The organism is Leptospira sanjuanensis (assembly GCF_022267375.1).
Lineage (GTDB): Bacteria > Spirochaetota > Leptospiria > Leptospirales > Leptospiraceae > Leptospira > Leptospira sanjuanensis.
Genome location: NZ_JAIZBH010000001.1, coordinates 465,257 through 492,245 on the forward strand (window position 1 = coordinate 465,257; position 26,989 = coordinate 492,245).

The following is a 26,989-nucleotide window of genomic DNA, read 5'->3' on the forward strand; positions in this document are numbered from 1 at the left end:
TATCGGAATTTGCGAATCAAATCTCGAAAAAAAGAGCTACTTTTCTCCGCATTCCGACATTTCCGTCTTGGAACCGCTTAAAATCTCCCATTCGGAGAGTTCCAGAGCGGCTTTTTCGGCGAGTTCTCGGGAAAAAGACTGGGTGCAAATGGATTTAAAGACGTCCCGTGCCTTGTTTTCTTCCCCGATTTCAAGATAGAGTTTACCGGCTTCGAAAAACGCGTTCAAACCCTGGGAAGAAGTGGGTTCTTGAGAATATTGCTGCAGATTGATTTCCAGAACCTTTTCCGGACGGCCGAGTCTCGAGTAATTGTTCTTTAAGACTTGATACGCCTTATTCTTAAACTTGCTCGAAGGATAAAGAATCAGAAAACTTTTGATTTCTTCGATCGACTTATGGAACTTGCGGTCCTTGTAGGCTTCTTCCGCGATTCGTAATAGGTTTTCTGCCTGGGTTTCTTGAAGGGGACTCGCCTCCGACAACAAAGAACCGGAAAGCGTAATCCATAGTAAGAACAAAACAATCGGAAAGAGGAAGAATCTTTTTGCCTGCAAGATAAGCTCCGGAGGAAAAGATCCCCCTTTAAAGATTATCTGCAGGTTTTCCGAAAAGGTTGATTACTTTTTCTTGTCGATTGTCTTGCGATGGTGTTCGCAAAGTCTGTAGAGTTTGCCGGAGGAAGGGTTCTTTTTGGAGACTTTCGTTCCGCATACGATACAAAGGCCGTTGTTTCTTCTTCTTTGATATAAAAGTTGAACTCTTTCAGCGCCTGACAGATTATATTTACTAACCTGTATTCTGAATCCTTTATATAGATAATTTCCCACCGCTTCAAGGGATTGTGTTTTAACGCCTGTTACCAGGGACTCAAGATCGTCGTTCGAGATTTTTTTCGGTTTCATACAGTTCTTTATGACGGATTCGCCTAATTAAAATTACAGAAAAAATTTAACGTTGGATCATTTTTTATTTAGGTCCGGAAAAAAATGAAACATCTTTTTAACGCAAACGCAAATTAATAGCCAATCATTTGAAATAATTTTTTTCCTAAATGGAAGCGGGAAGAAACGAGGTCATCACTTCATTGAGTGGGTCCGTATAACGGATTAAGACGACCGACCGGTGGTCGGTTCATCAAATTATTTGAATTTAGAATCGAGTATTAGCATCGTTTGATTCTTCTAAACCGGTGAAAATCGGCTAAAAGCTTGCAAAAACGAATGGATCTCTTAAAATTAAGGAGTCTCTTTTTGAAATAGAAAGTAAGGAGGTTTGTTTATGAGAAATGAACGTTTGTACTCGAACGAACCATGTCGGAAAAACTTATCAAAACAAGAACAAGTTCCTAAGAATCTCAAATTTGTATATAGGGTATTTTACCCTATGCTCGTTCTTTCGATCTTCTTCTTCGCTGCAGTTTGTAAACAAAGCGCAAAGGACCAAGTCCAAAAGATATTAACCGATCATCAAATCCCCGTGGAAGAAAAAATCCGGCAATCCTCCTTTCTACTGTTAGGGGATCGTCTGAAGGAAATCGAAATTTCTCCGGGAGTTTCGCCTGACGGAACCACTACGGACTCGGTACGTGTGACTCTTGCGGTGGGTGGAAATTCCGCTCTTACTTTCTTGGGACAAAAAGAATATAAGGAAAGAATGAAATTGGAAGTCGCTTTGTTGTCCTTTCGGCTCTTGCAAACGTTGAAGGATCTTCCGATCGAAAGCTTTCGAGTGAGCATCGTTAAACCCTACTATGTGAAGAATTCCCCGAACGATTCCGTGGAAGAGTTCGAGGTGTTCCGCGCGAAAATGGAAAAGAATTCCATCGTACAGATTCGAGGATTTGATTCCGTAGACTCTTTTGCGGCCGATTCCTACGATTCACCGGACCCGGCGGTTTTGGACGTAATGGTACAGATCGTTCAATCTTGGAAGGTCGAACTCGACGAATTGAATCGTGTGGAAGTGAATTGATTCGTCGGAAAATCCGCGGTATTCGAATTAAATCGGAACGGAATCGATCGAGAAGTTGGGCCTGATTTCAATTCGGTTTCAATCGGTCGATTTCGCGCACGCCGCAACCCGAACGAAGGCGGTGCGTTCGGGTTTTCATTTCGGTTTACAGCGTGTCCCAAAACCTAATTTTACTTTATCGGAAAGATCAGCTGCAAGGTTCTATCCCGGTTTTGGGACAGGACCTTATATTCGGGTCTTACAATAGGAGAATTCTTCGATTATAAATTTTAATCCCCGGAAAACTTCCGTTTATAAACCGTAATCCTAAAAAGATCGTTCTGCTGTTTACGGGTTCGGCGTAAACTCCATTTCCGGGACCGTAGGCCGCGTTCTATCGCTTGTCCCAAAACCGGACCTGTGGGAACTATTACAGTTTCTCTTCCGGTTTCGGGATAACAAGCTCTTAATATTCCGAATCGGAATATTTTATGAATTTTGAATATTCGTAAAATATGTTGTACAAATTAAAAAATTTACAACTTCCGACGCCGATTCCGTTTTTTTGTTCGCATTATTTTACGTTTCCGGTCTATGAATCCGAATTTGAAAAGGGAGGTTTTGTATGCCTTTAGAAAAAGAAAATTCGGAAACTCAAGATTTTAAAAACGTACTTACCAAAGAGGAAATACGGAAACTGATCGATGCCGCCCGGAACTATCCGGATCACTACGTCTGGATTCGATTTTTGTTTTTGTTCGGTTTAAAACCGGAGGAACTCGTTTCGATCCGTTGTTCGGACGTGAACTTGGAAACGAGAATATTACGAATTCGTGGATTCGGACCGAGAGGAGATAGACTTTTAGACGTTCCTCTTTGTTTGTTCAAAGACTTTTATGCGATAACAAAGGGCAAAAAACCGGAAGAATTCTTATTCCGAGGAAGAAACGGCAAGTTGCATCACAAGACGATTCAGAAACTTCTTCAAAAATTAAAACGAAAAACGGGAATCGAAGTCAACATTCCTAAAATAAGAAGAACAATCGCCGTAAGAATGGAAGCATCGGGTGTATCAATCCGATTTATCACAAACTTTCTGGGATTTAAAACAAGACGCGCGACCTATAAGTTGATCGGGAAAAATTCCAAGTCCGAACCTGTAAAAATATTTCCATTGGATGAAATTCTAGAGATCGGGGCTTAAAAATGAGTTGTAAACGCGTTCCGAAACCTTAATTTAGTCCTAATTCTCCAAAAGGAAGCCATCTTTGGAAATCAAAACGAAAAAGATCGGTAAGCACACTCTGGTTGCGCTCAACGGTAGACTGGATATCGGACATTCAGACGAAGTCGAAGCGAAACTACTGGACGATGTTCAATCCGGACAGGGTGATATCTTGATCAACCTGGAAAACATTTCTTACATTTCATCCTCCGGGATTCGTATCTTCGTAGGTATGGTCCGGGAATTGGAAAAGCAGGGAAGAAAGTTGAAACTTTGTTGTATCACTCCTCCCGTAAAAAAAGTATTCGATGTGGTCGAACTCTTAGATCTGTTTGAAGTGTACGAAACAGAAAGTTCCGCTCTCGATTCGTTAACCTAAAATCCGGGATCTTCCCGGATTTCCACTCGGGTCTATGTCCCGGAACTCACTCGCTTCCATCTCAGCAAAAGCAACCCCTTGGGCTCTTTTGGTCCTTTTCCTTACTTTTTTCATCTGGATTCCCTCCAACGATCGACTCGAGTTTCCGCCGGTTTGGCCGGACGAGGTGCTTTTCTTTTCCCCTTCTCAGGACTTTGCCGCATTCGGAACGTTACGAACGCATGTGCTGGAAGGTTTGATTCCAGGAATGGAGGAAATCACTTTATGGATGCCTCCGCTCTATTTTTTAACCGGTGGAACTTGGATGAAATTCGTTTTTCCGGGAATCGTAGGGCTTCGACTTTTTACTCTTGTCACCGCAGCGGTTTCCATTCTGATCTTTTACGGAATTTTAAAACGAATCGGATTTTCCGCGTTATCCGCTTTGTTCTCCTGTTTGCTGCTCGGAACGGATTTATTGTTTTTACGCGTCGGTATGATGGCGAGAATGGAGATGCTTTGTCTCCTGTTCGCATTAACAAGTTTGTTCTTTTTGATTCGCACGGCGCTCGACGAACGAACCGAGGTCGTACATTGGGCGGAAGCGTTGTCGTCCGGAATATTTTTGGGTCTTTCCTTTCTTTCCCATCCGTTCGGTTCCGTCTTCGGAATTCCGGCCTTGTATCTTCTCTGGAAAAGAAAGTCGTTGCTCGCTCCTTTATTCTGGATCGGTGGATTGATTCCTCTTGCGGTTTGGATCGTTTGGTTGTTTCCGCACTGGAACTTATTTCTGTTTCAATTCGGACTTCAGTTCGGAAGAAAGAAGGAATTATTTTCCGTATTTTCGATTTTAACCAAGATCAAAATTCTGATCGGAGGTTATGAAAATCCGGGAGTCAGAATTCTTTTTTATATTTTTCTTTTGGCCGGAATCGGAATCAACCGCAGACTTTTAAAGGAAAAGAAGGAACGTTTTCTTTTTCTCGCGGTTTGGATTTTGGGGACGCTTATCTTTCTCTTTTTATCCACGGAATTCTATTACGTGATGTATTTGACGATTCCGCTTTCCGCGTTAGGCGGAATTCTACTGGAAGAATCGGACCGCAAGCGCGTGATCTACGCGGGTTCCGGACTTTTGTTCTGCAATTTGATCGTTTTGTTTTTGGCGTATCGAAAGGTCGGTTTTGTAAATCCGGAGTTCGATCTTGGAAAGAAGTTTTCCGAGGAAATCGGAGCGGAACTCAAGTATTCCAAAAAGGTTTATTTACAGGCGATTCCCGATCCGTATTTTTATCTGCGCGAAAAATATCCGAACCAACAGATTCTGGAATTCATACCGGGAGAACTTCCCATGCCTTCGGAACTGTTTTCCGGAACCCTAGATTCGATCGATACGTTCGTATTCAGCGAAGGCACGAAACGAAATGAAACGGTCGAAAATTATCTGAAGGAGAATGCTTCTTCCTTTTACAAAAGGAACGTGTCCGTATCGCCTTCGACCACCCGGAAGCTCGTGCGTGCTCAGGCGGAAATTTATCTTCGGAAGAAGAAATGAAATCTTCCGGATTTCGAAACATTCTTCCGATTTCGAATATTCTATTTTTCTTATTTTGTGCGTGTGTCGGAAAGGAACAGGATCAACAAGGACTTTCTTCCCTTTTGCCGTTGGCGGGGCAGCTTTTGAAAGTGGGAATCATCGGAGATTCTCTTTCCCAAAGATCCGACGGGTTCGGTTTAAGGGAGAAATTGGGAACCCGGTTTACGGTCACGGATTACGCCGTTTCCGGTCGAGATGTTCCCGGATGGATTCAATCCATCGGAACCGCCTTAACGGAACCGCAGGACGTTTTGATCGTGGAACTCGGAACGAACGACGTTTCCGGTTATCCCACGGATCAATTTCCGGGGAACTACGAAACTCTTTTGAGTCGGATTCATGAGCGGAGCAACGCCGCCGTTTTGGTGACAGTTTTACCGCCTACGATTTCACCGGGATACAGAACGAATATTCTTCAGATCAATTCCTACTTAAGAAGTCTGAGCTCGCGATACGCGATCGCGGATATGGAAACCGTTTTTTTGGAAACGGAAAAGACGATTCCCTTGTATCCGCAGATCGACCCGATTCATCCGAATCCGGCGGGTTACGATCTGATGGGAACCGTCTATGCGGACGCGATCCGGAAATTTTTCGTTCGATAAAGATAAGTTCGATGAGAAGGCGGATTCTTCTTTTCGGACGGTTTTTTAAGACCTTTTTTTCGTGAAATTTCGAATAAGTCCTTTTAGAGCGAGTCTCAAAAACTTAGATGTGGGAACTCAACCAAAAAGAAATAGAAACAAATCGATGAAATTCTGTGCCAGGAACGCGATTTGTGGGAACTCCCACAAATCGCTATGAGCTTGACAATCGTTCCTTTTAGAGTTTTGAAACAAGCTCTAATTTGAATATTCACAATTCAGAATAAACGGATTGAAAACCTGCGCGATATACAGTCTCCCCTCGAACGGGATTGCCGTGCTTCCCGCGGAAATCAGGGATCCGTCCGTTGCGAACACTTCCTCAAAATTTCCGTCCGAAGAAATCCGAAAAACCTGAGTCGGAGCGAGGTAGTCCGGGTTTTTCGCGTGTCTCAGAAATTTATACGTGGAACCGTGCCCGACAACGAAGATTCTCCCTTTCGAATCCAACTCGAGATTGTCCGAACCGGAATTGATCCGAATTTGACGCGCTTCTCCGAGAACCGGTTTCCCTTGTTCTCTGCGGATCGGAAATTGAAACACACTTTGATCCATGTATCCCGATCTGTATAAAAATTCGTTCCCTTTCGAATCGGGAGCGTACAGAATTCCGTTTCCGTAAGAAAGCGGATTTCCGAGGTTCGACCAGGTTTTGCCGTCATAGTAGGCAATTTCACCGCGTTTGAGTCCGAACAGATCGTCCCAAAGATAACGCACAAATCCTCCCGATCCGTGGTCGTTGGAAAGATAGATTTCGTTTTCGGAAGCGACTGATAAATCGTTCGGGCTCGTGATCAACGGGTCGGAAAGAGTTCCGACATGCGACCAATCTTTTCCTTTGCGTTCGAAGATTTCGACCGTATGGATTTTGTATAAAGTAGGATGAGAGATCACGTAAAGACGGTAAACGTCCTTGGTTTTCAGCAGACTCATTCCGTGAGGTCGGAACTCCGGCGGAAATTTCACCGGCAATTCCTTAGGCACGGAAGAATTCTTCAGATCGATCCAATAGATCTTACCGGTTTGATCGGAAATTCTTCGCTCGTGGCTGGAAATATAAAGAATCCGTTCTTCTTGATCCAAGGCCAAGTCTTCCGGGCCGGGAAGTCCTTCGATTCGTGTGCAGGCGGCCGCAGTAGGTCCGACGGCTTTGATATCCGCGCCGCAGTTTGTAAGGCTTATCGTAGAGGCGAAAACCAGAAGGAGAATCGTTCCAAGAGAAATACTCGAGGAGTTCCCACAAGTTTCAGTTCGTTTTAGCAAATTAGGTCGTTTCATATCGTTTTACGGCCTCCGAACTTCCCGGAAAGTCTCGGCTCGGGCAAGGAAAAAAAGCAAAAAAGTGATTGCTATTTTTATGCACTGCACAAAAATAGCAATAGAGATCCTCGAAAACAAATTGAGGGGTTGCTGTATGGAAAATAAGAAATTAAACGACATAATCAATGCAGGAATCGGGGCCGTTCAAACTTCTCGCGAGATTTTCGATAAACTCGTGGATGATCTGAATGAAGGCAAAGAAAAGATCGAAGAGAGATTCGATCAGTTGAAAGCTCAGGGTGAAAAAGACATGAGCGACAACGCGTTGAAATTAAAAGTCAATTTAGCTTGGGGTTTGGTCCGGTTCGAAGAAATCCGGGACAATATTCTCAATCATTTTATCAAGAAATAAGATCTTTGCTAAAGCGAAGTTCCCTGTTTCTTGCTCTCTGGGTTTTAATTTCCGCCGGAGAGATCGATTCCAAGGAAATTACACTATTCTCACACTTCACTGACTCCTCTCCTCGAATTGCCGGGGAGAGGAATCTTCTCAAACAAAAATTCACTCCGGCCTCCACGTTTAAATATTGGATTACCCTTTTTCTATTGGAAAGAAACCTAATCGGTCCCGCTTTCAAAAGAACAAGCAACGAAGCTCATATCCCGAACGCTCCGCGAGATTTGACTCTGCGGGAAGCGATGTATTATTCCTCCAATTCCTTCTTTCTCGCTTTTTTTGAGGAAAATCCTCTCCTCTACGAAGAACTCGAAGACTTCTTGTTACGGATCGGATACGTCCCAGAGACATTCAAAAAACATTATTTAGATAAAAAGAATATTTATTTTTCGGACGCGATCCAAAAATCCCCGGAAGAACAGCACGAATTTCTGCTCGAGTTTTTAAAAGACGAAGGAAGATCCAAAGGAGTGTCTCCTGAAACGTTTCGACGCTGGAAAGAAGCCGCGTTTTGGTCAGAATGCGATTCCAAAAACTCGATCGTCTACGGGAAGACGGGATCTCTCCGCGGATCGTTTTGGTTTTTGGGATTTTCGGAAAAGAAACAAAATCTTTGGCAGAGATGGATCGCAAACGCACCGAAAGAATATTCCGTAATTACGGTTTTGCAGACGGGAGAAGGCGTTTCAAGGGAAACGGCGATCGATTCTTTTTATAGAACCGCCGGTTGTAAGAGATAAGATCGTTTCGGAAACTTTAAAAATGTTGTTTGATCGAAACCTTTAGAATCGTTTGTGTTAGGTGGGATGGGATCGGAACTTGAATCCGATTGGAGTTCGGTACGATTTTTTTAGAACGAAAGAAAAGACGAATCGAAGTAAGAAAGCGGCGAAGATCAGAATCTCGGAGTGACTGGATTCGAACCAGCGACCCCTTCCCCCCCAGAGAAGTGCGCTACCACTGCGCTACACCCCGATTCTTTACTATACAGTAATGATTTCCGAAAAGGTTCTTCTGTAAACTTAAAAAACGCAGGAGGTCAGCAGAGAAAATCGGGACAGATGAACCAGATGATCTGTCCGTCTAAAAATTTTTCTCTGGGAACGTTGACTGCGAGAGCGGAACCGGGAGAAAAAAGAAAACTCTTACCCACGCCCGTGATTCCCAAAAGTTTTTCGGCAAAGATGGAAACGTCCGGACTATGTCCTACCAAAAGAATCGTATCCGAGTTCGAGTATTCGCGGATCATAGGACAAACGCGGGACATGTCGTTTCCCGCTTCCAAATAATCCAACGATTCGGTTTCCTGTTCGGGATGAAGAATGTCCGTATAAATTTTTGCGGTGTCCTTGGTTCTTTCGTAAGGACTATGATAGATCTTCGTGATTTTGAAACCGGTCTTGAGAAAATTCGCCATCTTCCGTACGTCGGCTTCTCCCTTCTGAGTGAGAAGTCTTGAACGATCGGTTCCATCGGGAGAAGTCGTTTCCGCTTCCCCATGTCTAGCAATAATAATCTTCATGTTTCCCAGAGGATTGACAGGGAATGATTCCCGAAAATCATTGATCCTTCTCTAGTTGGAACTTTCGTCTGCGGAAAAGGTCCAACGTTTTTATATTCTGAAAGCTTATCCCGAAGATCGGATTCTTTTTATAAAGTTCCGCGTTACGACCTATCCCTTACGGAGGATCGGATTCGTCTTTGGGACGATTTTAGAAAAGGCTCTGATTCCAAGGAAAAGCGCATGTCCGAATTTGCAATTGAAATCGATTCGATTCGAAAAAAATACAAGGAACAAAATGCTCTCAGAGGCGTCTCCTTTCGAGTTCCCCAAGGTTCCGTCTTTGGGCTCTTAGGTCCGAACGGCGCCGGAAAGACGAGCTTGGTTCGAATCCTCATGGGATTCTCCAAACAAACCGAAGGAGGCTTTCGTCTATTTGGACTTCCGTTTTCACCCCATTTGCGGAAAAGAATCGGTTACCTTCCTGAAAAAGTATCCATCCCGGGTTTTCTAACGGGAGAAGAATTCTTAACCTTCTCCGCAAAGTTAGCCGGAATTAAAAACGCTTCCATCCGGGAAAAGTCTAAGTTCCTTTTGGAAAAGACGGGAATCGCTGACGCCGCCGATAAAAAAGTTTCCGGCTATTCCAAAGGAATGCTGCAGCGCCTCGGACTCGCGTCTGCTTTGATCGGCGATCCCGAACTTTTGATCTTGGACGAACCCGGTTCCGGTTTGGACCCGAAGGGTTACATCGATTTCCGCGAAACTCTCGTCGAAGAAAACAAAAACAAGGGCACAACCGTATTATTAAATTCTCATAGACTTTTGGAAGTGGAGAAGGTCTGTCACGAAATCGGAATTCTCAACTTGGGAACTCTCGCCGCGCTCGGACCTCTCGAATCCTTGAAGGAAGGTAAGAATCGGATTCTTCTGAAAGTCGAATCGGTAACTCCCGAATTGGATTCATATATCCGTAAAATTTCCTCCGAACAAAAAGTTACGGAGAATCAGATCGAGTTTCTTCCGCAGAACGGAATCGATCTGAAACGAATTCCCGCGGAACTCGTGGACTTAGGAGCGAACATCTTGAAATACGAAAGAACCGTCGAATCTCTCGAAGAGGTTTTCTTAAGAGTCACCGGAGGAAACGATGAATAATCTCCTCTTCCAATTTCAGGATCAGTTTCCGAAAATCTTTTCGATCGCGTTTCTGACTTTGCGCGAAACTCTCCGTAAACGAATCGTATATTTTATTTTTATAATATCCGCTTTGTTCCTGTTTCTGAATTTCACGTGTCAGATTCAGATCGGCGGTCAGGATCAATCCGGAAATCCCGATTTTCAGATCTACATCGTCTTTTTGTTTTTCGCGTTTTGGAACACGGTTCTCGCATTGTTTCTTCCGATTTCCCTTTTGGGAGAAGAGTTGGAAAACAAAACCTATATTCCGATTCTTTCCAGACCGGTTTCCCCTTTGACATACGTCTGCGGAAAATCCTTGGGAGTTCTCGCACTCATTTTCGCGAACGGCGTTTTTTTGATCGGAACGTATCTCGTAAAACAGCAATTCGGTGGAGGCGCGCTTTCCTGGGATCTCTTAAAGGCCTGTCTTACGATGTTTTTCGTTTTTTACTTTCTGATTCTTTTCGGATTCGTGGGAGTTCTCGGCTTCGGTAAGAACGCTGCGTTTTTCGGAGGTCTTGCGCTTTTGCTTTTTACGACCTTTTTGGATTTGTTCATCTACGAATCGGCGGCTGCGAGCATGGTGCAAACCTCGGATTTGAAAAAACAAATTCTCGAGATTTTCTATTGGATTCTCCCGCAGGAAGGAACGGTGTTCTTTTATTCGAGTTCACTTCTTGCCAAAAGCCTTTCTCAGGTTCATTACTACGGAGAATATTCTCTGATTCAAATCGGCGTTTGGATTCTCCTGAGTTTCGTTTTAGCAAAAGTTATTCTGGACAGGAAAGAACTCTAAACGAAAAGTACCGGTTGACAAAACTTTAAAGAGTCATAATTCTACCTTGGGTCGGCGTATGCCGGCTCGGGTTGGTATTGGAAATCGGTACATGAAGATTCAATGGTTTCACTATGAAAAGGAGGGATACTTTCTCTCCGTCAAAAATCTGAACGAACCGATCGAATCGCTCAATCCTCTTTATCTCAGAATCACCCACCTCAACCGAAACATCGACAAGATCATCAGCTTTCTGCTGGATCGTTATCTTCAATATCTCGATATCACTCCGCTCCGCGAATGTATCTTTTCCATTTTGAGAGAAACGATCATGAACGCGGTCAAAGCCAACCAGAAGCGGGTCGTTTTTAAGGAAGCCGGTTTGGATATCAACGATCCGGGGCAATACGCGACCGGAATGGAGAAGTTCAAAGAGGAACTGATCTCCAAAAAGGATCTTTATACGGACCTTCTCGAACGGAACGGATTGCATGTTCTCATTACTTTCGGTTTTAATCAGAATAGTTTTCTTCTAAAAGTCACGAACAACGTGAGTATTCTTCCGGAAGAGGATCAAAGGGTTCGGGAAAGAATTTCGAAAGCGCACACATACAACGATCTTTCCGAAATTTTCGAAAATCACGGGGACGAATCCGAAGGCGCCGGGCTCGGACTTGCGATGTCGCTTTTGATGTTGAAAAACGAAGGGATAGAAGGCGATTCGTATCGGATCAAATCGGAGGAAGGGGTCACGTCGGCGTATATCAAAATTCCTTTCGGTTTTAAAAAGAGAAACATCAATCTTCAGAAAACCGGTGAAATACTTTCCGAAGTGGATACGCTTCCCACCTTTCCGGACAACGTAAATCAGATCATGAGTCTGATCAACAAACCCGATTCTTCCATTCAGAACATCACCGAGCTGGTGGGTCGGGACGTATCATTATCTACGAATATTCTAAAATTAGCGAATTCGGCTTCGTTTTCACAGAGAACCCGCGTCGAAAGTTTGGAAGACGCGATCAAGGTGATCGGTTTGTCCGAGTTGAACAGCATTCTTTTGAGTCTCGGAACAAAAAAGATTCTCGAGGAACGCTACAAAGAGTTCGAAGCGATTTGGGAACGTTCCAGTTTATCCGCGTTCATCTGCAGACGTCTCGGGGAAAGAATGGGCTGGAAAAAACAGACGATCACAGTTCTGGTCTGTGCGGCGCTTTTGCACGACGTGGGCCGAGTGATTCTCCTTTCTTTGGAACCCGAGATTTCGGCGAAAATATCCGAGATATTAGGGAATCGATCCTTTCCTTCTCCGTTGACCTTGGAGGAAGCCGCATTAGGAATTTCGCATACGACTCTCGGAGGAATGATCTGCGAGAAATGGAATTTTTCGGATACGATCCGAGTCTCCGCGGAAATGCATCACAGGCCGCTTTTGGTCAAAAAGGAATTTCAAGACGCGGTGTTTTCGATTTATCTTTCCGATATGATCATCGACATATCGCAGGGACTCGCCGACTTTTCGCTGATTCAGACAGTAGTGCTTCAGCATTTCGGTTTTAAAAAGGAACCCGAGTTCGCCGAGTTCATGGAAACAATCCTTCAGGAATACAAGGATTTCAATAAGAAGTCCTGAAGTTGCGTAAGCCAGACAAGCGCGGCCGTTTCGGCGTTTACGATCCAGGAAAACTGCGTTACCGCGCGGTTTCTGACGATTCTCGATTAAATCAGATTCAAAATTCTTGATATATAGACCGATAGAAATTCGGCCGCCTTATGAAATTCCCGCGCTTGCAATTCTTCGGGACGTTTGTCTAGATCGATCCCCGCTTTTTCCAAAGCCTGAAAACATTCCAAGCGAAACGATTCCTCCGAAAAAAATTTGGACGTATGCACTTCGTTCGGTAGAGACGCGATCGGCGCGTCTCGAAAGGAAGAAGCGAGTTTTTTTCTTTTTCCCCAAAAAGCGGTTCTGCAAAGACATTCCAGCGCGATAAAACCGAATTCGTTCGGAAACACGGAAGCGGCTTTGAATTCTAAGATGGAAGAATCCACGTTCGGTCTCGGATAAAACGCTCCGGCTTTGATATCCTTTTTCAAACTCCAGTTTCCGTACGCGGAAAGATAAAATCGGATCGAAGAAGGTTCGTTGGAAATTCGTTTGGCGAATTCTTTTTGAACCAAGAACGCCGCGCCTTTGAGTCCTTTCAGATTTTTTACGGCGCTTAACGTAAGTTCGGAAGAGATGTAGTAGGGGAGATTTCCGAAAAGATAAACAGACTCGCGGGAAAATTCGGGAAGAAAATCGAGCGCGTCTCCTTCCCTAAGTTCGAACTCGGGAAGATATTCCCGAAGCCAGCTTGCATAAACGGGATCGATTTCAAAGAGAGTCACCGGTTTTTGAAATTCCAAAAGACCGTGCGAAATCGCGCCAAGCCCCGGACCGATTTCCAAGATTCGATCGATGCGCGCAACGAGGTCGGAACTCAGACAGGAAAGAATGGCTTGGATCGCGTTGGGATCGATTAGAAAGTTCTGACCCCATTTTTTCAAGGGCGCGGAGGATTTTGACTCCAGAAATTTCCGGATCTCAGAAACTTTCCGAAATGGGTATTCTCTGGAGCTCATCTTTTTCCAGAAACACCCAACTCTCCGAAAGCCCAAGCAGTTTTCGGTTTTGATTCCAGACTTCCGCCTTGTCTTTGCTGCCGAAAGGAGTTTCCAAAAGAATCCAACCTCGACCCGTTTTCGTTTTTTGGGAAAGCGCAAACAAAGAATCCTTTTTCGTATGAAAGAATACGATTTTGGATTCGTTCCGAAGTGAAATTTCTCGAATCGGTTCCGACCTTTGAAGAGGAAAGCGACTCGCTGCGATCCACGGTTCCGGGTTTTGTCCGGCGTATAGGATCGGTGTTTTAGAAAGGTTCTTCAAACACGAGAAAGCCCAAATCAAACAGGATTCGTCTTCCACAAAAACGCGGTTCAAGGGAGAATCTTTTTGCGATTCGCAAAAATTCTTTTTGGTTTTTTGAAACGCTTTTGAAATCGTCTTGAATCCGTATTTGCATTTTCCCGAAAAGAAAAGAGAATCTCCGCTTCGTAGGATAAGGAAGAATCGATTGTAAATGAGTTTCGTTTCGTTTGGAAACAAGTCCGGGGATCGATACAACAGAACATGAAGCGCGATTGTAAAAAGGATAAACGAGCCGCAAAGAATCGAATCGATCCTCTTTTGGGAAAGGAATCTTTTTTTCGAAAACGATTCTTTTGAATGAGAAAATTGAGTTTGGAAGGAATATTCTGGATTTTGAATGTTATTAAGAGTTCCCTCGATACTATCAGTATTTGAGATGACTTTCGTAAAACGAAGATTTTTGTTTGAATTCTCCCGTGATCGAATTCGTTCGAGTGTTCCTGCGAAAGCGAACACACCGATACAGAGTAAAACCCAACCGGACATTCCGATCGCCGCCGCGTCCCCCATTTCCCTGTAAAAACCCAAAGGTTCGGAAAGACGTTCCGAAAGATACGCGAGAATAAATATTAAGAATTCCGTAATGGACCAAAGTAGTTCGTTTAACAACGGGACGGCGGTTTCCTGAACGCAGATGGAAAGATATAGAATCGGAAGAAGAATTCCCGCCAAAGGAACCACGAGCAGATTGAGTAGGATGGAACCGAAACTGAAAGAACCGAACGCGGATAATAAAACCGGCATGGTTCCGAGTCCGGCGGAAAAAGAGATCGATAGATTCTCCTTAAAAAAGGAGGAAATCCGATTCTCATCCGAAAGAAAGCGGAATAGGATCCGGATCGGATTCGAAAAAAGGAATATACCCGTTACGGCTCCGAAAGAAAGAGAAAAGGAAACCGAATAAAATCGGAACGGATCCGCGATCCATACGATCCACGCCGAACCGAGGAGCAGATCGATCGGACGGAGTTTCCGGTAGAACAATCCTTGAAGCAGAAGCATTCCCGCAAAGATCCAAGCTCTTGTGAGAGAAACGGGATAACCGAGGGCGGAAAGATAAAGAAATCCGGTCAAAAGCGGAAGGATTCTCGGCAAACGATGGCCGAGGCTCGGAATTAAATTGAGAAGTCGAAATTGAACTCCCATCAGAATTCCAAGGTGTAAACCCGAGGCGGCGAACAAATGAAGAATTCCTCCTTCTTTCGCTTTCTCTTTGAAATCTTTGGAAAGTTGTTTCGCTTCTCCGAAAAGCAAACCGAGCGCGATTCGTTGGGCTTTTTTTTCCAAAGCGGCTTGTTTTAAATCGAATAGAACTCGTTCCCGAAATCGTTCTTGGAAAATCTTTTCGGGTTCTCCGAAAAGATTCTTTTTCGGAACGGGCAGAAATGTGTTTTTCGGAAAATGTGAGGGCTGAAATCTTTCGGGATAGAAAGATGTCGCGGCCAAAAGAAAGAATATTCCAAAAAAAAAATATTCGGATATTTGAAATCGTTTTTCGAAAAACCCGCTTAATGAAAATGTGATGAGGACGATTCCGATCCAAAGGATTGCGGTTCCCGGAAAAAGCAAATCGAGTACGATTCCGGTTAGTGTTCCTAGGGAAAATTTCGAGAATGCGGAGCAGGGCACCCAGTCGAGGAGATGTTTTTTCATACCCGATACGGTTCTTGAAGCCGCCGCTCGGGTTTTCGTTTCGTAAAAAAATGGAAAGCCGCAGGCTTTTAAAAACGATACATTCCGAGAGCGGAACGCACTTGATCCAAAACCGCTACGATCGTCTTTTGCGCTTTTTCTTTCCCTTTTTTGAGAGCTTCTTCCGCATAAGATTTGTCTGCGCCGATCTTTTCGCGTTCTTTTCGATACGGAGCGAAGTAATCCAGCGTATCCTGCAAAAGCTGTTTTTTTAAATCCCCGTATCCGGTCCCCGGAGTCAGAAACTTTTGTTTCAGGGCTTCTCTTTCCTGCGCGTCGAGAAAAAGGGAATGAATTGCGTAGATATGACTTTTGGAAGGATCCTTCGCTTCGTCGACTCCTGCGGAATCGGTCATAATTGACATTATGGATTTCTTAAGTTCTTTTTCGGAATCGAAGAAGTTGATCGTATTGCCGTACGACTTGGACATTTTTTGTCCGTCCGTTCCCGGCACGAGCGCGGTCGCTTCGTCGATTTCCGGTTCGGGAACTTTAAAAACGGGGGCGACTTCGCGGTTGAAGCTCGAAGCGATATCTCTCGCGAATTCCAAATGTTGTTTCTGATCCTTTCCGACGGGAACTCGATCGCTGTTAAAACCGAGAATATCCGCGGCCATCAAAACGGGATAAAAGAAAAGACCGCCTCTCGGATGAAATCCTTTCGCGACCTTGTCCTTGAAAGAATGCGCAAGTTCGAGCTGATTTACGCTGATCGAATGACTGAGATACCATGTGAGTTCGGTCACTTCGGGAACGGAAGATTGCAACCAAAACGTGCAACGATCGGGATCGATTCCAAGCGCTAAAAAATCACAGACGGCGTTGTACGTATTTTCCCTTTGTTTCTCTTTTGAGGAGAAGGTGGTCAAAGAATGTAGATCCGCAACGAAACAAAATAAGTCCGTCGTTTCCTGATATTCTTTGAGTTTTCGAATGACGGAAAAAAAATTTCCTAAGTGAAGTTTGCCGGAGGGCTGGACTCCTGTAAGAATCCTCATGCTTCCTCCATCCTTGTCGTTTCGTAGGCTTTACCGGCAAGCCTTTCGTATTCTTTCATCAATGAGCCGAGTTCCGAGTCTATTTTTTTGTGCAATGTAAGTTTGGTGATCGTGAATTTGTCCTTGTAGATCACGGCGTAGTTGTACAGAAGTTTTGCCATTTCCAAGAAAACGAAATCGAGAGTCTTTCCATTCAATCGATTTCCCGAAACAACGGTCGAGTCGCAGTACGGAATGAATCTATGAAGAATTTTGATTTCTTCGATCACCTTTTCTTTGGAAACCAAAACCCGCTCGTTCAACTTCCCGGAAGATTCGTATTGTTTAGCGAGGAGATGATTCTCCACGATGATGTTGATCTTTTCCGCAAACTTGCCCATAAACGCGGCGGCGTCCCCGAGAAGTTTTAAAAGATTCTGAGTGATCTGATCTTCGACTCCGGCCGTTGAAGTCGTATGTTCGTTGTAAGTCGCAAAGCTGTATTGAAAGCTCGGATACTTTTTGTTGAACGCGTCCAAAAGACGAAGCAGGTTGTTGATCTGTTCGATGTCGTTTTTGAAAAGACCGGGTAGCATGATGATGACGTCGCGGCTTTGATTCTTCGTTCCCACTTTTACGGTTCCTTCGAGAATCGGAGCGTAGGAAGCCTGAAAGTCGCGCAACAGAAGATACATCAGTTTGTGAGGAGTTCCTTTAAAGGAAGACTTGATCGAAGCCGACTGCATGTTTTCAGGAACGTGGTTTTCGAAGTAGTCGTCCACGATCAAATTCAGGAAATCGAAGTTCATTCTCCCTTTATCGTCGATCCGGAAATAACGTTCTCTCAGATTCTGCAATTCTTCCTTACGGTTGAGTCTGGTTTGAATGTCGTCCGCAAGACGGATCAAAGTCGTTTCCACTTCCTTGATGATGTCGGACGAACCTTGAAACTTCGTTTCGTTGATGGGAGGAACGTTGAGCTGCTGAACGATTTCTTCCCAAGTGATCATGCGTTTGGTCGCGACGATGTGGAACGCGCGGATCGCATCGGACATTTTCGGTCTTCCGTTTTCGAGATTGAGTCCGTAGGAAAGTCCGGCCATGATCTGAGGCATTTTCGGAACCAGCTTCTCGTCCTTGCGGATCAGTTCCGGTACCTGGGTCATGATGATGTCTTTGGAATCCTCTCGGCTCAGATGTCTTGCATAATAAAGTTCTAATTTAGTCGCGCGGTTCAAGAAGATTTCGGGAGAAATCTGATCGATAAACAAACTGTCCAACGAGATGATGCTGTTGAGAAGTTTATTAAAATTTAATACGACATTGTATACGAGAGGTTTCCAATATCTCCAGCCTTGTTGTTCGCAGAAACGCAAGGCCTGTATCGTCGCGATGATCTGATCTTCCTTCAGAAATTTGAAAAGGTTCTGAACGCCCGGGGCGATCTGTAGTTTTCTTCCTAAAAATCCTACGTCGATGGTTCCCGATTCTTTCGCAAATTTGTTGATGGCGGGATTTCCGCCGAAGAGGTTCGCTAAAAAGCCGATGCTCGCTCCACCGGACGAAGAAGATTCGGTTCTGCGCGCGGGTTTGGCCGCTGTTTTCGCCGAAGCGGCGGAACGATCGGAACCGCCTCTTTTGGATCGGTCTTCTTCGTCGGGCTTTTTCGTATCGTCCTGTTTTTTCTTCTCGAACTCTTCGTCGACCTTCTTCATCAAATCGATACGAATGAAGATATCGTTCGACTTCTGAATGACTTCGTCGATTTGCTCCTGATGTTCGGGGCTTCTCTGTTTTCTATAGAGATCCGCGAAGATCTTGTGGGCGTCGGTCCTTGAGTTGAGAGACAAGAGAGATTATTCCTTTTCGTTCAGAGGGTTTTCAACGATCTGCGCGCTGGAGGGAGCGCTGAAGTTAAACAAAGAAGCGGAAAGACCTACGTTCGTTTGAACGCCTGAAAAGCTGATCGAAGTGTATTCTCCGGATCCTCTGTGTTTCATTCTCAATGATTTCGGTGTGTTATCGGGGTTCATGGTTACTACGATTTCTTCGTACGATTTCGTAGGAGATTTCAAACGGATCGATCCTCCGACTTGAGAGACTTCTTCGTAGCCGCTTAACAATCCGAAAACTCCGCCGGATGTTCCGCGAAGATCTTGTTTACCTACGATCGCTCTTGCTGGAGAATAAAACCAAAGAAATCTTCCGTTGGAAGACACAACTCTGCCGTCCGAGAATTTGACGTGTAAATAGTTGGGTTTCTTATAGGAAAGTGTTCCGGAAATTTCGTTATTGATCGTTACGCTCGCTCTGAGGGAGGAAATTTCTCCCATTCTTCCTAAGAGAGCGTTGAGTCTGTCTCGTCCAGGGTCCCCTGAAACAGAAATGCCGCAGATCATGATCAGAGCTGCGGCACCCGGGAGGATTCTCCTGATTTTCAAAAATGCCATAGTTTCAAACTATGGGCGAAGGTTGATTATCCAAGTACTTTTTTTGAATAAAAACTCATGCTCAACTCCCTCTAACGCAATTTCGCTCTCTGAACTCAATATCTCGCTTCCTAAGGGGCGCTCGATAGATCGCGAAATTCTCAATTCTGAGAATAACCAAAAATTACGCTCCGCTATTTTTGGTTTATTTCGCTCTCTACGGATCGCGAAATAGGGCGTTTCGCAGGTTGGTTATCCAAGTACTTTTTTGAACTCAGCAGTCACCGCAGGAACAACCTCGAACAGGTCGCCTACGATTCCGTAAGTCGCAACCTTGAAGATCGGAGCGTCTCCGTCTTTGTTGATTGCTACGATATACTTGGAAGATCCCATTCCCGCTAAGTGCTGAATCGCGCCGGAAATTCCGCAAGCGATGTAGCAGTTTGGAGAAACGGTTTTTCCGGTTTGTCCAACTTGGTGAGAGTGAGAAATCCAACCGGCATCCACAGCCGCGCGAGAAGCTCCGAGAGCCGCTCCGAGTGTGTCCGCAAGTTCTTGAAGAATCGGCCAGTTTTCCGGTCCTTTGATTCCGCGTCCGCCGGAAACGATGATGGAAGCCTCGGTCAACTGAACCTTAGAACCACCGCTCAGGTCGGTAGAAACGATTTTTACTTTCGCATCGCCAGCAGATGGAGAAGCAGCTTCCACAGCGCCCGCTCCGGCTTTCTGAGTGATTTCTTGAGAGTTCGGACGAACTGTAAAAACTTGAATCGCGCTTGTAACTTTGAAGTTCGCGTACGCTTTTCCGGAATAGATCGGCTTTTTCGCTACGACCTTTCCTCCGTCAACGGAGAATCCCACGACGTCCGCGATGATTCCCGCTCCGACCTTAACGGCAACACGAGGAGAATAATCTTTTCCTTGAGAAGTGTGTGGAAGAAGAACTACCGCAGGGTTTTGTGCTTTCACAACTTCCGCAACGATGGTGGAATAAGTTTCCGCGTTGTATTCTCCGGAGTTAACGGTTACGATCGTGTCCGCTCCGACTGCAGCCAATTCAGGAGCGTGTTTTTCAACTCCGCTTCCGATGAGAAGAGCTACAACTTTTCCTCCGATAGAATCAGCGATTTTTCTACCTGCAGAAGTGATTTCTCTGGAGATTTTTTTCAGTTCTCCGTCTTTCAATTCGCCAACAATTAATACGTTGCTCACTGGTGTTCTCCTTATATAACCTTAGCTTCTTCTCTGAGAGCTTTAACGAGTTGAGATGCGAAACCGTTCGCGTCAGCAGCTTCCAGTTTTCTACCTGGAATTCTTGGCGGAGGAGGTTCGAGTCCTACAACTTCGATTTTGCTAGCAGGGCTTCCGAGATCCGCAGCGGATTTCGTTTCAACCGGCTTTTTCTTAGCTGTCATGATTCCTTTGAGAGAAGGATAACGAGGTTCGTTCAGTCCTTTTTGTGCCGTAAGAGCCACAGGAGTGGAAGTTTCAACGGTTTGAGTTCCGCCTTCTACTTCTTTCGTAGCTTTTACTGCGGTTCCGTTGATTTCAAGGCTAACCGCGAACGCAACGTGAGGAATGGAAAGAAGTTCCGCAACTTGAACCACAACTTGAGAAGAATCCGTATCGATGGATTGTCTTCCTCCGATGATTACGTCCGCGTTTTCCGCTTTCGCGAAGTTTGCGATGAGTTCTGCGGTGTTGTTCGTGTCGAAAGGAACGTAGTTGTCAACTTTGATGTGAACCGCACGGTCTGCGCCCATAGCGTAAGCGGTTCTAAGAGCTTCTACGACTCTGTCCGGTCCAAGGGAAACGGCGATTACTTCTCCGCCGTGTTTTTCGCGCAGTCTGATCCCTTCCTCGATAGCAAATTCATCATAGGGAGAGATAATCCATTTGATTCCGGCTTCGTTGATGGATTTATCCCCTACTTTAATACTGGTTTCGGTGTCAGGTACCTGTTTCACTAATACGATGATTTTCATTAAATGGGTACTCCAAAAAAATTAGTGCTGTTAAACACAAAAATCTTGTGTCTATGTCGTGCAAACCACTTTTTCAACAGGTTTAAGCGGCTTCGTCGGTCGAAAGCAGATATTTCAACCAGTAGTAGGTCCAGATCATAAATCCGATTACGATCAGAACGTTTGCGTCCGTCTTTAGGAAAAACGCAAGTCCCCAAAAGAGGGGCAAAAGCATCCAGGCACAAAGAGACAGAAGCAGAAAAAGCGATTCTTTTTGAAAGGGAGAATTCAGAGCGTCTTGGAATCCGGAACGAATCGAGGACAATCGGAACGGATTTCCTGAGTTTCCTTTTTGAGCCCCGCTCTTATAATATAGAAATAAAAAAAGTCCACAAAGGATTGTCAAAATGAGAGCGTAGATCATAAGATAGTTTTTGGAAAACAAAGATTCTCTGTCGAGCTGTTTTAGTCGTGGGGAAGAGGATATTAGAGAAGAGGACAACATGAGAGCTATACTTGAAAAACCGAATGATTTATACAACCCGACCGAGAACCATCTCGCTCTTCGGGAGAACGTGGCGAAATTCGCAAAAGAGAACATGGATACGCAGGCGAAAGAGAATGACGATCATGAAACGTTCAATCTTCCTTTGTTTAAACGATTGGGTGCCGAACTGGGACTTTTCGGAGTAACGGTTCCGGAAGAAGACGGCGGAATGGGATTGGATGCGGTCGCTGCGGTGATCATCCACGAGGAAATGTCCGCTTACGATCCTGGATTTATGCTCTCGTATCTGGCTCACGAAGTTCTATTCGTAAACAATTTCTATCACAGCGCGAATCCCGCGCAAAGAGCCAAGTATCTTTCCAAAGTGATTTCGGGAGAATGGATCGGCGGAATGGGGATGACCGAACCCGGAGCGGGAACGGACGTGCTCGGAATGAGAACGATCGCCGTGAAAAAGGGCGACAAATACGTGTTAAACGGATCCAAACAGTACATCACCAACGGAAACACGGGAAGCGTATTCTTAGTTTATGCGAAGATGAATAAGGATTCCAAAAAGATGACCTCCTTTATCGTGGAGAGCGCTTTTCCGGGATTCAGCGTGGGTAAAAAAGAAGAGAAGATGGGAATGCGTTCTTCTCCGACCACGCAACTTATATTCGAAGATTGTGAAGTTCCTGCGGAAAATTTAGTCGGTCAGGAAGACGGGGCTCTCGTTCACATGATGAGAAACCTCGAAATCGAACGCGTGACCCTTGCCGCTCAATCCTTGGGAATCGCGAAACGTTGCGTGGACATCATGGCGGACTATACGATCCGACATAGAGAAGCGTTCGGGAAAAAACTCGCGGAGTTCGGACAAATCCAAAGACTTCTCGCGGAATCCTATGCCGATTATCAAGCCGCTCGCGCGCTTGTGTATCAAGTTGCAAGCGGAATCAACCCGGATAGCCGGAATTCTCTCGGAGCCGCTTCCGCGAAATTGGTCGCGACTCAAATGGCAGAACGAGTGTCTCGGAACGCGATCCAAGCCCTCGGCGGTTACGGATATTGCAGAGAATATCCGGTGGAACGACTTCATAGGGATTCGATTCTTCTTTCCATCGGCGGGGGAACCAACGAAGCGATGCAGAAGAATATCGTAGCTGACTTGAAAAAAATCTACGAAGGAACTCCTTGAGTCGAAAGAACATTCAACTTACGGAAAAACTGGAGGAATACATCTTCCGGAATTCCGTAAGGGAGCCGGACTCTTTTCGAAGATTGCGGGAGGAGACCGGCAAACTGGCTCAGGCCAACATGCAAATCAGCCCGGAAGAAGGGCAGTTCCTCCACATTCTCACCAAACTCAGCGGCGCCAAACGAATCATCGAAATCGGAACGTTTACCGGTTATTCCTCGTTGTGTTTCGCATCGGCGCTGCCGGAGGACGGAAAAATTCTTTGTTGCGATATCAGCGAAGAATGGACAAAGATAGCCCGCAAATACTGGAAAGAGAACGGTCTTGAATCCAAGGTCCGTTTGAAGATCGGATCTGCATTAGAAACTTTGCAAGTGTTGATCGATTCGAAATCGTTTCCGGAATGGGCGTCCGATTTTTCGTTCGGCCCGTCTTCGATCGATTTGGTGTTTTTGGATGCGGACAAGGAGAATTATCCGAACTATTATCCGTTGATTCTTAAACTTCTCAAACCCGGCGGGTTGTTGATCGTGGACAACGTCCTTTGGGACGGAAGCGTCGCGGATGAGACGCATCAGGAAATTTCCACAATTGGAATTCGCAAACTCAACGAAATGATTCACAAAGACGATTCGGTTGACGTAAGTTTGGTTCCGATCGCGGACGGGGTTTCGCTTGTGCGGAAGAAGTGAACGGAATTACCCCGAATTTTTTTGATGTTTTGCGATGCGCTTACTAATTTGCAATTAAGACTACTCGAAGGGAACTCTTTCCTCTAAGATCGGATACAATCGTACTGTTTTTTATGGATTTTTTAGATACGATTTCTATATGTACAGTCCGATTTCAGCTCAATAACAATACGAATCCTTTCTGCAATCCGATAGATCTCGAAAACACGTTGTAGGTTGATCCGCACAAGAGTAAGGCTGAGCGGCTCCACAACCGTTCGCAATTCCGCTTGAATTACAACGACCCGACCCGGATGTATTTTCAACGATGAGATCGAATTTAGTCGTCGCTTTCCCCGAATTCAGATTTGCGGTATATGTTACCCGCGTCTGGGATTGGGTAGGCGATCCCGAAAGTCTGCCGGACCGGCTATCGATGGAAATCGAATTCGTTAAACTCGGTGAAATCGTTACAATATCCGAACTGGACGGATTCGTGATTGTCGGTGCGAGAGAATTCGTCGCGTTCTTTACGAAGACGACAGTGTTCGCCCCGTAGGTGATCGTTTGTGTAGTTAAGGCCAATAGCAACATTAGGTTTGTTGTTTCATCGTCCTTAGGATCGTTTTTGCACGCTTGCGTAAAAAGCAAGAGGGAGATTGTGAATGTTGTTAGAAATTTTTTCATATTTCCTCGTTTCTTATTTTTTAAAGTTCTATCCGGATGTCGTACGATGCAGACAGAAATCGAGAAACGATGACGTTCGTTTTTCTATTTGATTATTTTAATTTTTAAAAAACATTATAAATTTATAATAATCAAAAATGAATTTTATTTGCGGGCGGAAATGTTGAAATTTTGTTTTTGAATTATCGGTTTAATTTTTAATTTGGTGTTCATGTTGTATTATGAATTCATAGTTCTGCTTTTTGCTTTGGGATTTCGTTTTAAAAGAAACTCGATCTCGGTCTGAGCGAAAGAAGTGTAGGCCGGGTTACCGGAAAATCGGCCGAAATCCGAAAAAGGCCGCCGGATTTGTGGGACTTCTATGGTTTTTATCAAAGGATGGCGTGGAGAGAAACGCTGTTTCGATCTTCAAGGAACGAAGAGGCGACTATTCAAAAAGTTTCATTTAGTTTTGTTCTCTTATTGAAAGATTCGACTTCGGTAAAAGAAAAATACTCGGTTTAAAAACTCTTACAAGTTTTTTTAGATGGATTCGATTTATAGTTTCCTTCTTGGAAAGCTCGTTCAATAGATGCTTCCTGCTGGATCGAATTCTTCGGTTCAAAGTCGGATCGACAAACTGTTTGGAGTTAAAATTGTGAATCCATTTCAACAAACGAATGATACATCTAAAAAGAGGACATTGGATCCTTTATCTTATGAAATCTTAAAGAGTGAAATCGTTCGAACCAAAATTCTTTGTATATTTTTTTCTTTTACGTCGGTGTTGATTGGGGTTATATTCACCGTTTTCAATGAAAAGATTCAAAAAGAGATCGGAGGGGAAATTCCTTTTTACCCCGTTCTTGGAGTGAATATTGGGATCGCCGTTTATGAATTCATCGCGAATCGAATCTTCAATCGTTTTTTGAAGAACAAGAAAAACATCATTCCTTTTGCGAGATTCGTGAACGTATTCGTGGAGATAACCGCCATTGGATTGCTGATTTGGCTGAACGTTAAAATCTTCGCCTCTCCTTTGATTCCGTTGTATTCCCCCGTGGTGATGATTTTCTTTATGTTCATCATTCTTTCGGTTTTGCGACTCGAGTTTTGGTTGAGCGTGTTTACCGGATTTTTGGCCGGAGTGGAGCTTTTTGCATTAGCATATTATTATATTCCGCAGAATCCGATCCCGATGCCGATTCAATTTTTCAATACGTTCGTGCCTTTCGTTTCCAAGGGGCTTTTGTTTTTGTTCAGCGGAGTCGCGGCGGGATTGGTGGGACTTCAACTAAAACGTTCTTTGATTTCCGCAATTTCCGCGGTTCAAGAAAAGAACGAAGTGGTCGGTATGTTCGGTCAATATGTTTCACCGGACGTCGTGGATAAACTTTTAGAGCAAAAGAACGAAAACTTTTCCGAGTCCAAAAGCGTCTGCGTCATGTTTTTGGATATCCGTAATTTTACCAGCTTCTCCGAAAAAAGGGCTCCCGGAGAAGTCATCGATTATCTCAATTACATCTTCAGTCATTTGATCGATATCGTGAATCAACACAACGGTATGATCAATAAATTTCTTGGAGACGGTTTTATGGCCGTGTTCGGCGCTCCTCTTTCGGACGGATCGAACGACGTGAAGAATGCGGTCGACGCATCGATGGAAATTCTCAGAAAAATCGAATTTTTAAATCAGGAAGGTAAAATTCCGGAAACCAGCATCGGGATCGGTTTGCACACGGGCAAGGCGATGACGGGTAACGTAGGTTCCGAAACGAGGAAAGAATATACGATCATCGGAGACGTCGTGAATCTCGCATCCAGGGTCGAACAATTGAATAAACAATTCGGAACGAAACTTTTGGTCACTCAAGCGGTTTACGAGGATATTAAAACGACGATGTCCGGCAGACATCTCTCTTCGATTCATGTGAAAGGTAGAGAAGAGCCGGTCGACGTTTACGAGTTGGATAAAGTTTAAATCTCCGCGTGGTTCGGGTATTTACGATCGGATAATAAGAAAATTCTCCGGTGAACGTTTGGCGAATTTAAATCGTAACCGTTCTTTGGGATTGGAAGGACGTTTTGTAAAGGATGGGAAGCGGAAAATCGCGATGAATGCGGAGAGAACAAAGCGGCACTTGGATTCCGAGGATGGAATCCAGGACTTAAAAAAAAACGGGGAACGAAAAACTGGCGATTCCCCGATTTTTATTCTTTAATCAATCTCTCGATCGTTCTTTCGGAGAGTTGTTTCATCTGAACGTTTTTGCCGGTGATCGCTTCCAAGGATTTGGAAAAATTATCCTGTCCTTTCAACATTCCCACGGAAAAAATATTCTCGGATTCTACTTCTAAGTTACGGATCGCGTCTGTGATTTTGTTTTTCTTTTCCTGAATCTGCTCTTTGAGAACGGCTTGGTCGATATCCGGATTCTCCGCAAGTTCCCGAAACAATGGAGTTTCTCCGAACAGAATGTTGATGAGTTCGCTGTTAGGCGTACTTCCTTCGTTCAGAACTCCGAGTTTCATTTGCTCGCGAGTGAATTCTCCCTGAAGACTTGAAAGTGTTTCCTGAATTTTCAGATAACGAGAGGTGAGTCCCGAAGAAAATTCGGTTTTGTCCAGACTTCCTTGTCCTTCTTGAGTGGGTAAGGCTTTCCCGCTAACGGAAGACCGTTTATCGCGGATGAGCTTTTCCGCAGAGCTTATCAGATTTGTGAGTGGAACGTCCATGTTCTTTCCTCCTCTTCAGAATTCAGATCCGGAAAGAATACCGACTATGGTGCAAAACTTTAGAAGGGACTTCTTTCGTTGAATACTCTATGTCGCATCAAGGATCTTACTTCTGTAGACAATCTATACTAGATATCGGACGGTACCCGGGAAATAAATGAATTTTTTTTCCGAAATTATAAAAAAAATTCAGTTCGCGCTAAAGCTGTTAATAATTTTTTGAACAATTTGACCGGACTCCGACC

Annotated in this window: 27 protein-coding genes, 1 tRNA gene and 1 pseudogene; 15 read left to right on the top strand and 14 right to left on the bottom strand. The window is 44.5% G+C overall.

The genetic code is table 11. From position 1 onward, the window contains the following. Positions 1-36: 36 nt before the first annotated feature. Both LFX17_RS02220 and LFX17_RS02225 read right to left on the bottom strand, forming a co-directional pair. A complete protein-coding gene (locus LFX17_RS02220; protein ID WP_238728677.1) occupies positions 37-555 on the bottom strand; it encodes a tetratricopeptide repeat protein in 519 nt (172 codons plus the stop codon). 63 nt (positions 556-618) lie between these two features. Beyond that, a complete protein-coding gene (locus LFX17_RS02225; RefSeq protein ID WP_238728678.1) occupies positions 619-903 on the bottom strand; it encodes an LIC10235 family protein in 285 nt (94 codons plus the stop codon). A 481-nt stretch (positions 904-1,384) separates the two neighbouring features. Here LFX17_RS02225 and LFX17_RS02230 point away from each other — a divergent pair, with 481 nt between their 5' ends. The 5 genes from LFX17_RS02230 to LFX17_RS02250 all read left to right on the top strand — a co-directional run bounded on the left by LFX17_RS02230 (position 1,385) and on the right by LFX17_RS02250 (position 5,736). Beyond that, positions 1,385-1,972 carry a hypothetical protein gene (locus LFX17_RS02230; RefSeq protein WP_238728679.1) on the top strand — a complete coding sequence of 196 codons (588 nt, stop codon included), beginning with the start codon at positions 1,385-1,387 and terminating at the stop codon, positions 1,970-1,972. A gap of 604 nt (positions 1,973-2,576) precedes the next feature. Next, positions 2,577-3,155, top strand: a complete 579-nt coding sequence (locus LFX17_RS02235; protein ID WP_238744782.1) for a site-specific integrase — start codon at positions 2,577-2,579, stop codon at positions 3,153-3,155. Positions 3,156-3,219: 64 nt separating this feature from the next. Then, a complete protein-coding gene (locus LFX17_RS02240) occupies positions 3,220-3,555 on the top strand; it encodes an STAS domain-containing protein (RefSeq protein WP_003005878.1) in 336 nt (111 codons plus the stop codon). A 34-nt stretch (positions 3,556-3,589) separates the two neighbouring features. Next, a complete protein-coding gene (locus tag LFX17_RS02245) occupies positions 3,590-5,089 on the top strand; it encodes an ArnT family glycosyltransferase (protein WP_238728681.1) in 1,500 nt (499 codons plus the stop codon). Further along, on the top strand, positions 5,086-5,736 hold the full coding sequence (locus LFX17_RS02250; protein WP_238744784.1) for an SGNH/GDSL hydrolase family protein: 651 nt from the start codon (positions 5,086-5,088) through the stop codon (positions 5,734-5,736). The genes LFX17_RS02245 and LFX17_RS02250 overlap by 4 nt, the downstream gene beginning before the upstream one ends. Positions 5,737-5,973: 237 nt before the next feature. Here the strand turns inward: LFX17_RS02250 and LFX17_RS02255 are convergent, their stop codons facing one another. Then, positions 5,974-7,038, bottom strand: coding sequence for an SMP-30/gluconolactonase/LRE family protein (locus LFX17_RS02255; protein ID WP_406600689.1), 1,065 nt, complete (start codon positions 7,036-7,038; stop codon positions 5,974-5,976). Positions 7,039-7,189: 151 nt separating this feature from the next. Between LFX17_RS02255 and LFX17_RS02260 the strand changes: the two genes are divergently transcribed. Together LFX17_RS02260 and LFX17_RS02265 are read left to right on the top strand one after the other, a co-directional pair. Further along, complete coding sequence (locus LFX17_RS02260) at positions 7,190-7,447, top strand: LIMLP_16025 family protein (protein WP_010572699.1); 258 nt, start codon at positions 7,190-7,192, stop codon at positions 7,445-7,447. A gap of 5 nt (positions 7,448-7,452) precedes the next feature. Next, positions 7,453-8,232, top strand: a complete 780-nt coding sequence (locus LFX17_RS02265; RefSeq protein ID WP_255723478.1) for a penicillin-binding transpeptidase domain-containing protein — start codon at positions 7,453-7,455, stop codon at positions 8,230-8,232. Positions 8,233-8,395: 163 nt separating this feature from the next. Here the strand turns inward: LFX17_RS02265 and LFX17_RS02270 are convergent. Together LFX17_RS02270 and sixA are read right to left on the bottom strand one after the other, a co-directional pair. Beyond that, positions 8,396-8,467: transfer RNA gene (locus LFX17_RS02270), tRNA-Pro, on the bottom strand. Positions 8,468-8,531: 64 nt separating this feature from the next. Then, positions 8,532-9,014 (bottom strand): phosphohistidine phosphatase SixA, encoded by a 483-nt coding sequence (sixA, locus tag LFX17_RS02275; protein WP_238728685.1) that lies wholly within the window; start codon positions 9,012-9,014, stop codon positions 8,532-8,534. 222 nt (positions 9,015-9,236) lie between these two features. Here sixA and LFX17_RS02280 point away from each other — a divergent pair, with 222 nt between their 5' ends. The 3 genes from LFX17_RS02280 to LFX17_RS02290 all read left to right on the top strand — a co-directional run bounded on the left by LFX17_RS02280 (position 9,237) and on the right by LFX17_RS02290 (position 12,583). After that, complete coding sequence (locus tag LFX17_RS02280) at positions 9,237-10,151, top strand: ABC transporter ATP-binding protein (protein WP_238744790.1); 915 nt, start codon at positions 9,237-9,239, stop codon at positions 10,149-10,151. Continuing rightward, positions 10,144-10,971, top strand: coding sequence for an ABC transporter permease (locus LFX17_RS02285; RefSeq protein ID WP_238744792.1), 828 nt, complete (start codon positions 10,144-10,146; stop codon positions 10,969-10,971). The genes LFX17_RS02280 and LFX17_RS02285 overlap by 8 nt, the downstream gene beginning before the upstream one ends. A gap of 91 nt (positions 10,972-11,062) precedes the next feature. Next, positions 11,063-12,583 (top strand): HDOD domain-containing protein, encoded by a 1,521-nt coding sequence (locus LFX17_RS02290; RefSeq protein ID WP_238728688.1) that lies wholly within the window; start codon positions 11,063-11,065, stop codon positions 12,581-12,583. Between the two features lie 86 nt (positions 12,584-12,669). Here the strand turns inward: LFX17_RS02290 and rsmA are convergent, their stop codons facing one another. From rsmA to LFX17_RS02330, 8 genes are all read right to left on the bottom strand, one after another. Then, positions 12,670-13,575, bottom strand: coding sequence for a 16S rRNA (adenine(1518)-N(6)/adenine(1519)-N(6))-dimethyltransferase RsmA (gene rsmA, locus LFX17_RS02295; protein ID WP_238744794.1), 906 nt, complete (start codon positions 13,573-13,575; stop codon positions 12,670-12,672). Next, positions 13,538-15,574, bottom strand: coding sequence for a ComEC/Rec2 family competence protein (locus tag LFX17_RS02300; RefSeq protein WP_238744796.1), 2,037 nt, complete (start codon positions 15,572-15,574; stop codon positions 13,538-13,540). Before LFX17_RS02300 ends, rsmA begins: the two co-directional genes overlap by 38 nt. Before the next feature lie 68 nt (positions 15,575-15,642). Further along, positions 15,643-16,611 carry a tryptophan--tRNA ligase gene (gene trpS, locus LFX17_RS02305; RefSeq protein WP_238744798.1) on the bottom strand — a complete coding sequence of 323 codons (969 nt, stop codon included), beginning with the start codon at positions 16,609-16,611 and terminating at the stop codon, positions 15,643-15,645. Continuing rightward, positions 16,608-18,440, bottom strand: coding sequence for a hypothetical protein (locus LFX17_RS02310; RefSeq protein WP_238744800.1), 1,833 nt, complete (start codon positions 18,438-18,440; stop codon positions 16,608-16,610). The genes trpS and LFX17_RS02310 overlap by 4 nt, the downstream gene beginning before the upstream one ends. Positions 18,441-18,446: 6 nt before the next feature. Continuing rightward, positions 18,447-19,040, bottom strand: coding sequence for a LolA family protein (locus LFX17_RS02315; protein ID WP_238728693.1), 594 nt, complete (start codon positions 19,038-19,040; stop codon positions 18,447-18,449). Between the two features lie 231 nt (positions 19,041-19,271). Further along, positions 19,272-20,231: an electron transfer flavoprotein subunit alpha/FixB family protein gene (locus LFX17_RS02320; RefSeq protein WP_238728694.1), complete on the bottom strand. Its 960-nt coding sequence runs from the start codon at positions 20,229-20,231 to the stop codon at positions 19,272-19,274. 11 nt (positions 20,232-20,242) lie between these two features. Continuing rightward, entirely contained in the window at positions 20,243-21,004 is a 762-nt protein-coding gene (locus LFX17_RS02325) for an electron transfer flavoprotein subunit beta/FixA family protein (protein WP_118954076.1), read from the bottom strand. Between the two features lie 82 nt (positions 21,005-21,086). Beyond that, on the bottom strand, positions 21,087-21,488 hold the full coding sequence (locus tag LFX17_RS02330; RefSeq protein WP_406600471.1) for an LIC10362 family protein: 402 nt from the start codon (positions 21,486-21,488) through the stop codon (positions 21,087-21,089). Here LFX17_RS02330 and LFX17_RS02335 point away from each other — a divergent pair. From LFX17_RS02335 to LFX17_RS02350, 4 genes are all read left to right on the top strand, one after another. Beyond that, positions 21,487-22,671 (top strand): acyl-CoA dehydrogenase family protein, encoded by a 1,185-nt coding sequence (locus LFX17_RS02335; protein ID WP_238728695.1) that lies wholly within the window; start codon positions 21,487-21,489, stop codon positions 22,669-22,671. The genes LFX17_RS02330 and LFX17_RS02335 overlap by 2 nt on opposite strands. Beyond that, on the top strand, positions 22,668-23,363 hold the full coding sequence (locus LFX17_RS02340) for an O-methyltransferase (RefSeq protein ID WP_238728696.1): 696 nt from the start codon (positions 22,668-22,670) through the stop codon (positions 23,361-23,363). The genes LFX17_RS02335 and LFX17_RS02340 overlap by 4 nt, the downstream gene beginning before the upstream one ends. 307 nt (positions 23,364-23,670) lie before the next feature. Next, positions 23,671-23,901, top strand: coding sequence for a hypothetical protein (locus LFX17_RS02345; RefSeq protein WP_238744802.1), 231 nt, complete (start codon positions 23,671-23,673; stop codon positions 23,899-23,901). A 762-nt stretch (positions 23,902-24,663) separates the two neighbouring features. Further along, positions 24,664-25,989 (top strand): adenylate/guanylate cyclase domain-containing protein, encoded by a 1,326-nt coding sequence (locus LFX17_RS02350; RefSeq protein WP_238731474.1) that lies wholly within the window; start codon positions 24,664-24,666, stop codon positions 25,987-25,989. A gap of 230 nt (positions 25,990-26,219) precedes the next feature. Here the strand turns inward: LFX17_RS02350 and LFX17_RS02355 are convergent, their stop codons facing one another. Continuing rightward, a complete protein-coding gene (locus LFX17_RS02355) occupies positions 26,220-26,744 on the bottom strand; it encodes an LIC10415 family protein (RefSeq protein ID WP_238744804.1) in 525 nt (174 codons plus the stop codon). Here LFX17_RS02355 and LFX17_RS02360 point away from each other — a divergent pair. Then, a pseudogene (locus LFX17_RS02360) lies at positions 26,743-26,967 on the top strand (hypothetical protein). The gene LFX17_RS02355 and the pseudogene LFX17_RS02360 sit on opposite strands and share 2 nt — an antisense overlap. The last annotated feature ends 22 nt before the right edge of the window (positions 26,968-26,989 follow it).